Annotated in this window: 14 protein-coding genes; 10 read left to right on the top strand and 4 right to left on the bottom strand. The window is 53.1% G+C overall.

Annotated elements, in window-relative coordinates; genetic code table 11:
* From V6E55_RS25815 to yejF, 7 genes are all read left to right on the top strand, one after another.
* Nucleotides 1-62, top strand: a 62-nt coding sequence (locus V6E55_RS25815) for an IS1 family transposase (RefSeq protein ID WP_071528444.1), incomplete at its 5' end; no start/stop codon positions are given.
* Between the two features lie 249 nt (nucleotides 63-311).
* Complete coding sequence (gene mepS, locus V6E55_RS10125) at nucleotides 312-881, top strand: bifunctional murein DD-endopeptidase/murein LD-carboxypeptidase (RefSeq protein WP_008500946.1); 570 nt, start codon at nucleotides 312-314, stop codon at nucleotides 879-881.
* Between the two features lie 127 nt (nucleotides 882-1,008).
* The gene (locus tag V6E55_RS10120) at nucleotides 1,009-2,565 is read left to right on the top strand and encodes a cyclic di-GMP phosphodiesterase (RefSeq protein ID WP_316942743.1); all 1,557 of its coding nucleotides are present in this window, start codon (nucleotides 1,009-1,011) and stop codon (nucleotides 2,563-2,565) included.
* A gap of 74 nt (nucleotides 2,566-2,639) precedes the next feature.
* Nucleotides 2,640-4,445: an extracellular solute-binding protein gene (locus V6E55_RS10115; RefSeq protein ID WP_129995346.1), complete on the top strand. Its 1,806-nt coding sequence runs from the start codon at nucleotides 2,640-2,642 to the stop codon at nucleotides 4,443-4,445.
* Between the two features lie 9 nt (nucleotides 4,446-4,454).
* The gene (locus tag V6E55_RS10110) at nucleotides 4,455-5,549 is read left to right on the top strand and encodes a microcin C ABC transporter permease YejB (RefSeq protein ID WP_114977692.1); all 1,095 of its coding nucleotides are present in this window, start codon (nucleotides 4,455-4,457) and stop codon (nucleotides 5,547-5,549) included.
* Complete coding sequence (locus tag V6E55_RS10105) at nucleotides 5,549-6,574, top strand: ABC transporter permease (protein WP_028016290.1); 1,026 nt, start codon at nucleotides 5,549-5,551, stop codon at nucleotides 6,572-6,574. Before V6E55_RS10110 ends, V6E55_RS10105 begins: the two co-directional genes overlap by 1 nt.
* A gap of 1 nt (nucleotide 6,575) precedes the next feature.
* Nucleotides 6,576-8,165 carry a microcin C ABC transporter ATP-binding protein YejF gene (gene yejF / locus V6E55_RS10100; protein ID WP_316942742.1) on the top strand — a complete coding sequence of 530 codons (1,590 nt, stop codon included), beginning with the start codon at nucleotides 6,576-6,578 and terminating at the stop codon, nucleotides 8,163-8,165.
* Nucleotides 8,166-8,168: 3 nt separating this feature from the next.
* Here the strand turns inward: yejF and V6E55_RS10095 are convergent, their stop codons facing one another.
* From V6E55_RS10095 to rsuA, 3 genes are all read right to left on the bottom strand, one after another.
* A complete protein-coding gene (locus tag V6E55_RS10095; RefSeq protein WP_114977689.1) occupies nucleotides 8,169-8,513 on the bottom strand; it encodes a YejG family protein in 345 nt (114 codons plus the stop codon).
* A gap of 279 nt (nucleotides 8,514-8,792) precedes the next feature.
* Nucleotides 8,793-9,989, bottom strand: coding sequence for a Bcr/CflA family multidrug efflux MFS transporter (locus tag V6E55_RS10090; RefSeq protein ID WP_236919711.1), 1,197 nt, complete (start codon nucleotides 9,987-9,989; stop codon nucleotides 8,793-8,795).
* Between the two features lie 15 nt (nucleotides 9,990-10,004).
* A complete protein-coding gene (gene rsuA, locus V6E55_RS10085) occupies nucleotides 10,005-10,712 on the bottom strand; it encodes a 16S rRNA pseudouridine(516) synthase RsuA (RefSeq protein WP_028016286.1) in 708 nt (235 codons plus the stop codon).
* Between the two features lie 151 nt (nucleotides 10,713-10,863).
* Here rsuA and V6E55_RS10080 point away from each other — a divergent pair, with 151 nt between their 5' ends.
* Together V6E55_RS10080 and rplY are read left to right on the top strand one after the other, a co-directional pair.
* Nucleotides 10,864-12,624: a DEAD/DEAH box helicase gene (locus V6E55_RS10080; protein ID WP_316942741.1), complete on the top strand. Its 1,761-nt coding sequence runs from the start codon at nucleotides 10,864-10,866 to the stop codon at nucleotides 12,622-12,624.
* A gap of 125 nt (nucleotides 12,625-12,749) precedes the next feature.
* Nucleotides 12,750-13,034, top strand: coding sequence for a 50S ribosomal protein L25 (gene rplY / locus V6E55_RS10075; protein ID WP_023312497.1), 285 nt, complete (start codon nucleotides 12,750-12,752; stop codon nucleotides 13,032-13,034).
* A 50-nt stretch (nucleotides 13,035-13,084) separates the two neighbouring features.
* On the opposite strand, the gene yejK is transcribed toward rplY, so the two are convergent.
* Nucleotides 13,085-14,092, bottom strand: a complete 1,008-nt coding sequence (gene yejK, locus V6E55_RS10070; RefSeq protein WP_028016284.1) for a nucleoid-associated protein YejK — start codon at nucleotides 14,090-14,092, stop codon at nucleotides 13,085-13,087.
* Nucleotides 14,093-14,226: 134 nt separating this feature from the next.
* On the opposite strand from yejK, the gene V6E55_RS10065 reads away from it, so the two are divergent.
* The gene (locus V6E55_RS10065) at nucleotides 14,227-14,454 is read left to right on the top strand and encodes a YejL family protein (RefSeq protein ID WP_014884596.1); all 228 of its coding nucleotides are present in this window, start codon (nucleotides 14,227-14,229) and stop codon (nucleotides 14,452-14,454) included.
* Nucleotides 14,455-14,457 lie beyond the last annotated feature (3 nt).

Below are 14,457 nucleotides of genomic sequence, written 5' to 3'. Positions count from 1 at the left end.
AATCGGTGGAGCTGCATGACAAAGTCATCGGGCATTATCTGAACATAAAACACTATCAATAAGTTGGAGTCATTACCCAATTTCTTATAAAAAAAAGGCTTTTTTTACTCGCAATACCCCAGGCAATCGGTTAATCTCGAACTCGTTTTGCCCCATAGAGATAATTATTTCGCTGGCGCATAATTTTGTGCGCTGTGCCACAAATGTGAGCAGAAAGAATTGTCTCAATGTGAACAGATAATTAGTCTCGTCACGTTTGGCATTTTTATAACGATATTTGTCGTTAAGGACTTCAAGGGAAAATAAACAAAATGGTCAAATCTCAACCGTTTCTGAGATATATCTTACGGGGGATCCCGGCGATAGCAGTCGCGGTACTGTTATCTGCATGTAGTACATCGAACACCGCAAAGAATATGCATCCTGAGACGCGTGTTGTGGGAATGGAAGATTCCTCGTCACTGCAAGCCTCTCAGGATGAATTTGAAAATATGGTACGTAATCTGGACGTGAAGTCCCGCATTATGGACCAGTATGCTGACTGGAAAGGCGTGCGTTACCGTCTTGGCGGCAGCACTAAAACAGGTATTGATTGTTCCGGTTTTGTACAGCGTACTTTCCGTGAGCAATTCGGGTTAGATCTTCCGCGTTCGACGTACGAACAGCAGGAGATGGGCAAGTCGATTTCGCGTACCAAACTGCGCACCGGTGACTTAGTTCTGTTCCGCGCAGGTTCTACAGGTCGACATGTTGGCATCTACATTGGTAATGACCAGTTTGTACATGCTTCCACCAGCAGCGGTGTGACCATTTCCAGCATGAACGAACCGTACTGGAAAAAACGCTACAACGAAGCGCGCCGCGTACTGACCCGCAGTTAATATGGAAATTGTATCGTTGGTTATCCCTTGGCTGGCGATATGATGAAAAAAAGCACTGCTTCGGCGGTGTTTTTTTTTGCCCGTTACACTGAATACATTCAGCGGCAATTCAGGAACCACAACGTCTATGTTCACCCGCTACTTCTCCAGTAATCGCAAGATACTGATCCTCAGTATTATCACCGGCCTGATCACTGCCCTGCTCCTGGGGTCATTGCAATTTTTCTGGAGCTACCACAAGCGGGACGTTAAATTCGACACCCTGATCAAAGATATTAGCCTCTATATGGAGAGCTATTTTGGAGAGTTAAAAACCTCTATCGACATCCTCCAGCCGCTCACGTTGAACAATTGCCATGACGTCAATGCAGAACTGACCTCACGCGCAGCCTTTAGCCTCAACGTGCGCGCCTTCCTGCTGGTCAGGGACAAAATCGCGTTCTGCTCTTCCGCCACAGGCCCGATGAATGTCCCGATGGAGGAGCTGATACCCGAGCTGCACATCAATAAGCAGATCGATATGGCGTTGCTTCCGGGCACTCCCATGCTGCCCAACAAGCCCGCGATTGCCATCTGGTACCGAAACCCGTTAGTAAAAGATGGCGGTGTGTTCACCTCGGTGAATATCAATCTGGCACCTTATCTGCTCTACACAGCACGCCAGGACCAGTTCGCAGGCATAGCCATTATCATTGGCGATTATGCGCTAACGACGATGTCCAGCAAGCTGGTCAAAGCGCTTGATTTAGGTGAAGCGCCGAGCCGCATCGCCACGCTGAAAGACGTCCCCCTGACCATTAAACTGTATGCGGACGCCTGGACCAGCGATGACATCCTTTTTGCCCTGTTCTTTGGGTTGGTATGCGGTATTGCCGCCGGATCGCTCAACTACTATATCCTCAGCATACGGCTGAATCCGGGCAAAGAAATTTTAAGCGCCATTAAGCGCGGTCAGTTCTACGTGGTCTATCAACCTGTTGTGGACGCAAAAGAGCTGAAAATGCGCGGCGTCGAGGTGCTGATGCGCTGGAAACACCCGACCATGGGTGAAATTCCGCCTGACGCCTTTATCAATTTTGCCGAAGCACAGAAGTTGATCGTTCCGCTGACGCTGCATCTTTTTGATCTCATCATTCGCGATGCACCAGCGTTACAGACCGTGCTGCCACCGGGCGCAAAACTGGGCATCAACATTGCGCCAGGGCATCTGCATGCGGAAAGCTTCAAAGACGATATGCTCACCTTCAAAGCGTTACTGCCGCCAGATCACTTCCAGATCGTGCTGGAAATCACCGAGCGCGACATGCTTAACCACCGGGAAGCCAACAATCTTTTTGAATGGTTACACAATGAAGGGTTTGAAATAGCCATTGATGATTTTGGTACAGGCCATAGTGCGCTGATTTACCTTGAGCATTTCACCATGGACTATCTCAAAATCGACCGGGGTTTCGTTAACGCGATTGGTACAGAAACCGTCACCTCACCAGTGCTTGATGCTGTGCTGACACTGGCCAGACGCCTGAATATGTCGACCGTCGCGGAGGGTGTTGAAACGCCGGAACAGGCTGCATGGCTACGCGAACATGGCGTCAATTTCCTGCAGGGATACTGGATTAGCCGCCCGATGCCCCTGGATCAATTTCGCAAATGGCGGCCTGACGTGTCCTCCGGCGGTGAATAATTTCACATTACCTGTGGCGTCACTTATTATTCAGCTTAACTGAGCCGGTATGTAAAAGAGGGAGCCGCCGCGAGATGTTTATGCGTTTCATGTTGCTGTTGTTGGTATTCATGAGCCTGCCCAGTCAGGCGCAAACCATCAAAGAAAACATCGCATTCGCGGTGATTGGCGAGCCGAAATACGCGGTCAATTTTACACACTTCGATTACGTCAACCCGGCCGCCCCCAAAGGCGGGAAGGTAACACTTTCCGCCACGGGCACGTTCGACAACTTCAACCGCTACGCCCTGCGTGGCGTGGCGGCAGCACGAACGGAATCGCTTTACGATACGCTTTTTGTCACGTCTGATGATGAGCCCGGCAGCTACTATCCGCTGATTGCCGATAACGTGCGTTACGCGGATAACTTTGCATGGGCTGAAATCTCGATAAACCCTCGGGCACGTTTTCACGATGGTTCACCGGTTAAGGCCAGTGACGTCGCGTTCACCTTTCACAAGTTTATGACCGAAGGCGTTCCCCAGTTCCGCATTGTATATAAAGGCGCGTCAGTCAGCGCCATCGCGCCGCTTACCGTGCGCATTGCGTTGAGCGAACCGAACAAAGAGAACATGCTCAGCTTGTTCTCGCTGCCTGTTATGCCTCAATCGTTCTGGAAAGATCACAAACTGAGTGACCCGCTCTCGACTCCCCCTCTGGCAGGCGGTCCCTACCGCATCACCGACTGGCGAATGGGGCAATATGTGGTCTATTCTCGTGTCAAAGACTACTGGGCGGCAAATCTGCCAGTAAACCGCGGGCGCTGGAATTTCGACACCCTTCGTTATGATTACTACCTCGACGATAACGTAGCATTTGAAGCATTCAAAGCCGGTGCCTTCGATCTGCGCGTTGAGAGCAGCGCCAAAAACTGGGCCACACGGTATATAGGGAAAAATTTCGCGAAAGGTTACATCGTTAAAGATGAACACAAAAATGAATCCGCCCAGGACACGCGCTGGCTAGCATTTAATATTCAGCGTCCGGTATTTAATGACCGCCGGGTACGGGAAGCGATTTCCCTGGCCTTTGATTTTGAGTGGATGAACAAAGCGCTGTTTTACGGTGCCTACAGCCGTGCGAACAGTTATTTCCAGAACACGGAATATGCCGCGCGTGACTACCCGAAAGCCGACGAACTGGTCCTGCTGGCACCGCTGAAAGCAGAAGTACCCGCGGAAGTGTTCACCTCGGTGTTTCAGCCGCCCGTGTCGAACGGTGACGGCTACGACCGCGCCAACCTGCTGAAAGCCAGCAAGCTACTGGACGACGCGGGCTGGCCCCTGAAGAATCAAAAGCGTGTTGATGCCAAAACGGGTAAGCCTCTCAGCTTTGAGCTGCTGCTTTCGTCCGGGGGCAACGATCAGTGGGTGCTGCCGTTTAAGCACAACCTTGAGCGGCTGGGCGTAACCATGAACATTCGCCAGGTTGATAACGCGCAGATTACCAATCGCATGCGCAGCCGCGATTACGACATGATGCAGCGCTTGTGGTCCGCACAGCCGTGGCCAAGTTCCGATCTGCAAATTTCATGGGCCTCCAGCTACATCGACTCCTCATATAATGCCCCAGGGGTAAAAAGCCCGGCGATTGATGCACTGATTGCGAAAATAGTGGCGGCGCAGGGTGATAAAGAAAAACTCCTGCCGCTCGGGCGGGCGCTCGACAGGGTCTTAACCTGGAACTACTACATGCTTCCGATGTGGTATATGGGTGAAGATCGTCTTGCTCGCTGGGACAAGTTCTCCGTGCCTTCCGTACGCCCTGTCTATTCACTGGGCTTCGATACCTGGTGGTATGACGTCAACAAAGCCGCCAGACTCCCCGCTGAGCGACGATAAGGAATCATCATGGGTGCCTATCTTATCCGCCGTCTGCTGCTGGTCATCCCGACCCTGTGGGCCATCATCACGATTAACTTTTTTATCGTGCAAATCGCGCCTGGCGGCCCGGTTGATCAGGCTATTGCCGCCATCGAGTTTGGTAATAGCGGCGGCATGCCCGGCGGTGGTGGTGAAGGAATGGGCGCGAGCCATGCGCGAACCGGTGTAGGGAATATCAGTGAAAGTCATTATCGCGGTGGGCGTGGGCTGGATCCTGAAGTGATCGCCGAGATCACCCACCGCTATGGCTTTGACAAACCCATTCACGAGCGCTATTTCAAAATGCTCTGGGACTATATTCGCTTTGATTTCGGCGATAGCCTGTTTCGCAGTGCATCAGTCTTATCGTTGATTAAGCAAAGCCTGCCAGTGTCAATCACGCTGGGGTTATGGGGAACGTTGATTATCTACCTGGTCTCGATTCCGCTCGGGATCCGTAAAGCCGTTTATAACGGCAGCCGTTTCGATATCTGGAGTAGCACGTTCATCATCATCGGTTATGCCATCCCGGCGTTTCTGTTTGCCGTCCTGCTGATTGTTTTTTTTGCCGGGGGGAGTTATTTCGATATCTTTCCGCTGCGAGGGTTAGTCTCCGCCGATTTCAGTACCCTGCCGTGGTACCAGAAAATCACCGACTATCTCTGGCATATCACACTACCGGTTCTGGCAACGGTTATTGGTGGGTTTGCGGCTCTGACCATGCTGACCAAAAACGCCTTTCTTGATGAAATTCGAAAACAGTACGTCGTCACGGCCCGCGCCAAAGGCGTGAGTGAGAAGCAGATTATGTGGAAACACGTATTCCGCAACGCCATGCTACTGGTGATTGCCGGATTTCCCGCCACGTTCATCAGTATGTTTTTTACCGGTTCACTGCTGATCGAGGTGATGTTCTCACTCAACGGGTTGGGCCTGTTGGGCTATGAAGCCACCGTCTCGCGCGATTATCCGGTGATGTTTGGCACACTCTACATTTTCACCCTGATTGGCCTGCTGCTGAATATCATCAGTGATATCAGCTATACGCTGGTTGATCCCCGAATTGATTTTGAGGGCCGCTAATGTCGCGTTTAAGCCCCGTAAACCAGGCCCGCTGGGCCCGTTTTCGCCACAACCGCCGCGGCTACTGGTCACTGTGGATATTTGCCGTGTTGTTTATTTTAAGCATGTGCTCTGAGTTGATTGCCAACGACAAGCCTTTGCTGGTGCATTTTAACGACCGCTGGTATGTACCGGTTCTCGCTAATTACAGTGAAAGCGATTTTGGTGGCCCGTTTGCAACACCTGCGGAGTATCAGGACCCGTGGCTTCGCCAGCAAATTGAGCAACATGGCTGGGCTATCTGGGCACCGGTGCGTTTTGGCGCAAACAGCATTAACTTCGCCACCACAACGCCCTTCCCTTCCCCACCCTCTGCACAAAACTGGCTGGGAACGGATGCCAATGGTGGCGATGTCCTGGCGCGCATCCTTTATGGCACACGGATATCGCTTCTGTTTGGACTTATGCTGACACTGTTTTCCAGTGTGATGGGGGTCGTGGCCGGCGCGGTTCAGGGCTATTACGGTGGAAAAATAGACCTGTGGGGCCAGCGTGTTATTGAAGTCTGGTCAGGCATGCCGACACTGTTTCTGATCATCCTGCTTTCGAGTGTGGTACAGCCAAACTTCTGGTGGCTGTTAGGTATCACCGTACTCTTCGGCTGGATGGCGCTGGTGGGTGTCGTGCGGGCGGAATTTCTGCGCACCCGCAACTTCGACTATATTCGCGCCGCGCAGGCGCTGGGCGTGAGCGACCGCGGGATTATTTTCCGCCATATGCTGCCTAACGCTGTGGTGGCCACGCTTACCTTCCTGCCTTTTATTCTGTGTAGTTCCATCACCACTCTTACCTCGCTGGATTTTCTTGGCTTCGGGTTACCACTGGGTTCCCCGTCGCTCGGCGAGTTGCTGTTACAGGGCAAGAACAACCTGCAGGCGCCCTGGCTGGGTATTACCGCCTTCCTGTCTGTGGCCGTGCTGCTTTCGCTACTGATTTTTATTGGCGAAGCCGTGCGCGATGCCTTCGATCCTAACAAGGCGGTATAAGATGACGCAGCCCCTTCTCAGTATTGATAACCTGTCGATTGCTTTTTCAACACAGGGTGAGATGCGCACCGTCGTCACCGACTTGTCACTCCAGATCCAGCGCGGTGAAACGCTGGCGCTGGTGGGTGAGTCAGGTTCAGGCAAGAGCGTCTCAGCGCTCTCCATCCTGCGTCTGCTGCCGTCTCCGCCCGTGAGCTACCCGCAAGGAGACATTCTGTTTCACGGCAGCTCGCTGTTGCACGCTGACGAACACACGCTGCGCGCAATCCGCGGTAATAAGATTGCCATGATTTTCCAGGAACCGATGGTTTCTCTTAACCCCCTTCACACCCTGGAAAAACAGCTCTATGAAGTCCTGTCCCTGCACCGGGGGATGCGTAAAGAAGCCGCGCGCGGGGAAATTCTGGACTGTCTCGAACGAACAGGCATACGCAATGCAGCCAAACGGCTGAATGATTTTCCGCATCAGCTTTCCGGCGGTGAACGTCAGCGTGTGATGATCGCCATGGCCCTGCTCACGCGACCAGAACTGTTGATTGCCGATGAACCTACAACGGCGCTGGACGTGACGGTGCAGGCGCAAATTTTGACGCTGCTGCGCGAGTTGCGTGACGAGCTGAACATGAGTTTGCTGTTTATCACGCACAACCTGAGTATCGTGAAAAAGTTGGCCGACTGCGTTGCGGTGATGCAAAACGGGCGATGTGTCGAGCAGAATGTCGCGTCCACGCTGTTAAACGCGCCACAACACCCGTATACCCAGCGCCTGCTCGACAGTGAACCCTCTGGCGACCCGGTTCCGCTGCCAGCTGACAGCGTACCGCTGTTGCGTGTTGACGATTTGTCCGTCTCGTTTCCCATTCGCAAAGGTATTCTGCGGCGCGTCGTCGACCAGAATCCGGTGTTGAAAAATATCCGCTTCTCTCTGCGTCCGGGGGAATCTCTGGGACTGGTAGGTGAATCCGGTTCGGGTAAAAGCACCACTGGCCTGGCGCTGCTGCGCTTAATCTCTTCTCAGGGCGAGATCCTCTTTGACAACATGCCACTGCATCTCTGGAACCGACGCCAGATGCTTCCGGTACGCCCTCGTATGCAGGTGGTATTTCAGGATCCCAACTCCTCGCTTAACCCACGGCTCAGCGTGTTACAGATCGTTGAAGAGGGTCTGCGTGTTCATCAGCCCAGCCTGAATGGCCAACAGCGGGAACAGGAGGTTATGCGGGTGATGGCCGAAGTCGGTTTAGATCCCGAGACCCGTCACCGCTATCCGGCAGAATTCTCTGGTGGGCAGCGTCAGCGTATCGCCATTGCCCGTGCGCTGATCCTGAAACCGGAACTGATTATTCTGGATGAACCGACCTCCTCTCTGGACAGAACCGTCCAGGCGCAGATCCTGAAACTGCTCAAAGGGTTACAGGAAAAACATCGGCTGGCCTATATCTTTATCAGCCATGATTTACAGGTGGTTCGGGCGCTATGCCATCAGGTGATTGTGTTGCGACAGGGAGAAGTGGTCGAACAGGGGGAGTGCCAGCGCGTATTTACTGCGCCAACGCAGAGCTACACGCGCCAGCTGCTGTCAGCAGACTAGCGCTCAGAATGGATACTGGCCAGAGAAAGGCTCCGCAATAGCAACGCCAAAATTTTTCAGGCGGCAGGTCGCGGCAAATTCATCCTGACTTTTAACAAACAGGCACGGCTCACCTTCGCACTCCAGTACAGAGCTGTCTACTTCGATATCCGTCAACGCCTGGCTTAAGCGTTCCATAACCGGCCATGCGTCTTCGTCGCTCGGGCTGAGCAGTTTGAGCGCAACCAGACAATTATCGCAGCCCGCGGCACTTTGCGGAATCGGTTCAACTTTCGAACCTGCAAAACCCGCTGACCAGCGATAGCTCTGGGGCAAGCGATGGACAATGGAGAGTTGTAATGTATTCACGTTCGATCCCCGGAAGCAAAATTTACTTCACAATTTATTTACATTTATAGTAACACATCATCGCTAACCTGCACTATTCAGCGCTTTTTTATAGGTATCCAGGCTTGCGTCGGCGCTATATGTACCCGTTTCTGCGATCTAACTCAACCTTTTTGAATACAATGATGTGACTTTTTACATAAATAGATTTTACATAAAAGAAACAAACACCGGGTGTGTGAACGTGAGTTTGGTTGATATGCATCAACAAAAAAGGCCCTGTCGGGCCTTCTCTGTGCTTTAGTGAGCCGCTTTTCGCGGCCGACTTGCGTAAAGATAGAAGAGTATGGAGCTGGTTGCGCAAAAAGCCATCGCCCACAACATTGGCCAGGCCGTCGTAAAGGTAGCCATAGAAAGCAACGCCCCGACAATCGCCCCAATACCAAAGCGGAAGGTTCCTGCCAGTGACGATGCCGTTCCCGCCATATGCGGGAATTCATCAAGGATCACCGCCATCGCATTCGACGATACCATCGACACGCAGCCGACAAAGGCCGCCACACCCACCACCAGCGCCCAGAAGCCCACGCCCATAACCGCACTAACCACCAGCCAGATAGCCATCACAAACTGGATCCACAGCCCGGCACGGAACATGTTCAGTGCCCCCACCCGCCGGACAAAACGACTGTTGATGATAGTCATGATGAACAGGAAGACGATGTTAAGCGCAAAGTAATAGCCGAAGTGCTGCGGTGAAACATGGTTCAGTTCGATATAAACAAACGGCCCGGCGCTCAGGAAGGAGAACATCCCGGCGAAGCTGAACCCACTCGCCAGCATATAACTCAGCACACGCTTGTGGCGAAACAGTGAGGCGAAGTTGCCTATTGTGGTGCGGATGTGAAATTTCTGACGGCGCTCGACGGGAAGCGTTTCATCAATAAAGAAGAAAATCATCGCGGAGGCCAGCAGCGCGGCCAGCGCCAGGATCCAGAAAATCGCATGCCAGCTAAACCACACCAGCACCGCACCACCCGCCATCGGGGCCACCAGAGGTGCAATCGTCGTCACCAGCATCACGAACGACATCATGCGGGAGAACTCTTCTTTCGGGTAGATATCGCGCATCAGAGCGTTAATCACCACACTTGCCGCTGCAGCCGCCAGACCGTGGAAGAAGCGCATGATAATCAGATGATCGATGGTCTGCGCCAGCGCACAGGCAACTGCCGCGGCCGCAAAGACCAACGTCCCACCCAGAATAACAGGCTTGCGTCCCAGGCTATCCGCCATCGGGCCATAAAACAGCTGTCCCAGGGCAAAGCCGAGTATATAGGTGCTGAGTGTCATCTGCGCGCTGCCTGCTGGTACACCAAACTGCGCGGCAATAACCGGCAGCGCAGGCAGATACATATCGATAGACAGCGGCATCAACATGGCCAGCAGGCCAAGAATGAAGACAATTTTGAACGATGAGTGTGGCCTGGTGGTCACAGAGTTCTCCTGAGATTAATGCGAAGGCAGACCGACGCTGGCGATCTCTTCTTCCGTTAACGGGCGGTATTCGCCTGGCGCCAGGTCGTGATCGAGTTCAATCGCACCAATCCGCTCACGATGCAAGCCGACAACGTGGTTCCCCACTGCAGCAAACATCCGTTTTACCTGATGATATCGCCCTTCGCTGATGGTCAGGCGAACTTCGGTCGGGGTGATCACCTCAAGTACAGCAGGTTTGGTGAGATCTTTCTCATTATGCAGTTGAACGCCTTTGGCGAATTGCTCTGCCGTGTCATCCGCCACCGGAGACTCCAGCGTCACCAGATAGGTTTTCTCGCAATGATGGCGCGGAGAGGTAATACGGTGCGACCACTGCCCGTCGTCAGTCATCAGTACCAGGCCGGTGGTGTCGATATCCAGGCGACCAGCGGCATGCAGCTTGTGCGCAACCGGTTCGTCGAGGAAATAGAGCACTGTCGGGTGGTCCGGATCGTCCGTTGAACAGACATAGCCTTCCGGCTTATTGAGCATGAAATAGCGTGGGCCATGCTGCTGGGTCAGCGGATTGCCGTCATACTCAACCTGATGGTCAGGTTGCAGTTTGAAAGCGCTGTCTCTCACAATGTCGCCGTCCACGGTAACGCGGCTGGCGCGAATTTCACGCCCGGCAATAGCGCGGCTTACGCCGAGTTGCTGAGCGATAAACTTATCAAGTCGCATGAAATCTTTTTAGCCTTAATGGTGCTGGAAGTCGAACAGTACGTCCGAAAAAGAAGCAGTCTGGAACGGTTCAGTATAATGGTCTGGTTGCGCCACTCAAGGGAAAAAGTTTCGTGGCATACTATGTGCGGAATAATGAAACCGAGCCCCCATGACTTTTACACTTCGCCCCTATCAGCAGGAAGCCGTCGATGCCACCCTCGCCTGGTTCCGTAAACACCGTGAACCCGCGGCGATTGTGCTTCCGACTGGCGCAGGCAAGAGCCTGGTCATCGCCGAACTGGCACGTCTGGCCCGTGGCCGCGTGCTGGTCCTGGCGCACGTTAAAGAACTGGTCGCGCAGAACCATGCCAAATATTGCGCCCTTGGACTGGAAGCCGACATATTCGCCGCCGGGCTAAAGCGTAAAGAGAGCCACGGTAAAGTGGTCTTTGGCAGCGTGCAGTCGGTAGCTCGCAACCTTGACCTGTTTCGCAGTGAATTTTCGCTGCTGATTGTTGACGAGTGTCACCGTATCAGCGATGACGACGACAGCCAGTATCAGCAAATCCTGACACACCTGAAAGAGGTGAATCCTCACTTACGTCTGCTCGGCCTGACCGCCACACCGTTTCGTCTGGGTAAAGGCTGGATCTATCGCTTTCATTATCACGGTATGGTGCGTGGTGATGAAAAAGCGCTGTTCAGGGACTGTATCTATGAACTTCCGCTGCGCTACATGATTAAACACGGTTACCTGACGCCGCCTGAACGGCTGGATATGCCCGTGGTACAGTACGATTTCAGCCGGTTACAGGCGCAGAGTAACGGGCTATTCAGCGAGGCTGACCTCAATCATGAACTGAAAAAACAAAAGCGCATTACGCCGCACATCATTAGCCAGATCGAGGAGTTCGCCGCGACACGTAAAGGGGTGATGATCTTTGCTGCCACCGTTGAACACGCGCGAGAAATTACCGGGTTACTGCCCCCTGACGACGCGGCATTAATTACTGGCGAGACCCCAGGCCCGGAACGCGACAGCCTGATTGACGCCTTTAAAGCCCAGCAGTTTCGTTATCTGATTAACGTGTCGGTATTAACCACCGGCTTTGACGCCCCACATGTCGATCTGATCGCTATTTTACGTCCGACCGAATCGGTCAGTCTGTATCAACAGATCGTCGGCCGTGGCCTGCGTCTGGCCCCCGGTAAAACCGACTGCCTGATCCTCGATTACGCCGGTAACCCTCACGATCTCTACTCCCCGGAAGTGGGCACACCAAAAGGAAAAAGCGACAATGTGCCGGTACAGGTCTTTTGTCCTGCCTGCGGTTTTGCCAATACTTTCTGGGGTAAAACCACCGCCGACGGTACGCTAATTGAGCATTTTGGCCGCCGCTGTCAGGGCTGGTTTGAAGATGACGAAGGGCATCGCGAGCAGTGCGATTTCCGTTTCCGCTTCAAGAACTGCCCACAATGCAACGCCGAAAATGACATTGCCGCACGCCGCTGCCGGGAATGTGACACGGTACTGGTCGATCCTGACGACATGTTAAAAGCGGCACTGAAGTTAAAAGATGCACTGGTACTCCGCTGCTCAGGCATGGCACTACAGCCCGGTGCGGATGAAAAAGGCGAGTGGTTAAAAATCACTTACTACGATGAGGACGGGGCGGACGTCAGTGAGCGCTTCAGGGTACAAACTCCCGCTCAACGCACGGCCTTCGAGCAACTCTTTATTCGCCCGCACACCCGTACGCCAGGCGTTCCTCTGCGCTGGATAACCGTGGCTGATATCGTGCACCAGCAGGCGTTACTGCGCCATCCGGATTTTGTTGTTGCTCGCAAGAAAGGCCAGTTCTGGCAGGTCCGTGAGAAGGTCTTTGATTATGAAGGTCGCTTTCGTCGCGCCAACGAATTGCGCGGTTAACCGGACTTTTCATTGATGTGAGGAGCATTTGAGTATAAAATGCCGCCCGCTTCACATCCGTGAGGCAGAACACTCACCTGCTGCTGGGTCGCCTGTAGTAGGGTTTTAAATACAGAGAGAAATCAATGTTTACTATCGAAGCAGAAGTACGTAACGTGCAGGGTAAGGGTGCGAGCCGCCGCCTGCGTAACGCTAACAAGTTCCCGGCTATCGTTTACGGTGGCGAAGCTGCTCCAGTTGCAATCGAACTGGATCACGACAAACTGTGGAACCTGCAGACCAAAGCTGAATTCTACAGCGAAGTTCTGACCATCGTTGTTGGCGGTAAAGAAGAAAAAGTGAAAGTTCAGGCTGTTCAGCGTCACGCGTTCAAGCCAAAACTGACTCACATCGACTTCGTTCGCGCGTAATCGCAAACTCGTCGAGAAAAACCCCGCTTCTGCGGGGTTTTTTGTGCCTGCTATTTACCGCCTGAAGTACGACGCTGAAGCTGATCGCGCAAGTTCGGCGGCGTTCCTTTAATGGTCAGCGTATCGGTGGCCGGATCCCAGAAAATGCGTTCTCCCAGCAACATCGCATCAAAGTTAATGGTTAACCCGCCGCCGCTGCCGGCAAACTTGGTTAACTGACGCAACGTACTGCGATCTGCCGGGAAACTCTCTTCAAGCTCATAGCCTTTATCCGCGGTGAATTCCTGGAAGCTGACTTCGCTGACGCCCGCCAGCTCTTTTGACAGCGACTCCAGTTCAATCTCTTCCCCCGCCTGCAGCTGCTCGTTACAGTAGCTATAGACTTGCTGACGCACGTTCTGGCGCTCAGATTTATCGAGCTGTGCTTCTGCCGTGAAGTCATCAACCGCCTGGAGCAAACCTTTGTTCTGCGCTTTGGCGTTCAGCCCTTCGCTGGCGCCGAGGAAGTCCATAAAGAAATCCGCCACTTTGCGGCCTACACGTCCCTTCAGGAAAGTCAGGTAGCGGGTCGACTCCGGGTTGGTTTCCCACTCGGTCAAATCAATGCGTGCCACAATATCCGCGTGGTTGATATCCAGATAATGTGTCGAGCTAATATCCAGTTGCTCGTTCACGCGCATGCTGCTTAAGTTATTCAGCACCGTCACCAGAAGATACTCTACCGCCAGATAGCGGTAATGGCAGAACAGAACGATCCCCCCGTCAGCAAACGGATATTTCGCCAGTTCGTCGCGCAGACGTCCGGTCGCGGCGCGGCTGAACGCCAGAAAATCTTCTTCGCCCTGACGTTGCAGACGCAGGCTATCAGCCAGTTCGCTCTCTTCACTGAACAGGCCATAGGCTTTATTTTTTGCGCTGTAGACACGGTGTAACTCTGCCATCATCTCTACAACGGTAGGCGTGGGTTCCAGTAACGAATCGCGCAGCACCACTTCAAGGGTTTGCTCATCACGCTTGATAAGCTGGTGCAAGGCAATCTGGTTGATTTCCAGACTCATGATAAACTCTCCTTTTAGACCGGGCGGTATTCAACCACCACCAGGGCATGTGTGCAACAACAGATAAAAAAGGGGAAAAAAAGCTGTTGCTACGGTAATATGTTGCCCTTTCATCAACAAACTGATTTTGATTTATGCCACAACATTCCCGCTACAGTGATGAACACGTTGAACAGCTGCTCAGTGAGCTGGTTAACGTACTGGAAAAACATAAAACGCCGACCGATCTCTCCCTGATGGTTTTGGGAAATATGGTCACCAACCTTATCAATACCAGCGTTGCTCCGGCTCAGCGTCAGGCGATCGCCAAATCTTTCGCCCAGGCTTTACAGTCATCCGTCAGCAACGACCAGGCCCATTAAGGG

Origin of the sequence: Enterobacter sp. 342 (assembly GCF_036663495.1) — a bacterium.
GTDB lineage: Bacteria > Pseudomonadota > Gammaproteobacteria > Enterobacterales > Enterobacteriaceae > Enterobacter.
This window is presented reverse-complemented; position numbering and strand designations above follow the sequence as displayed.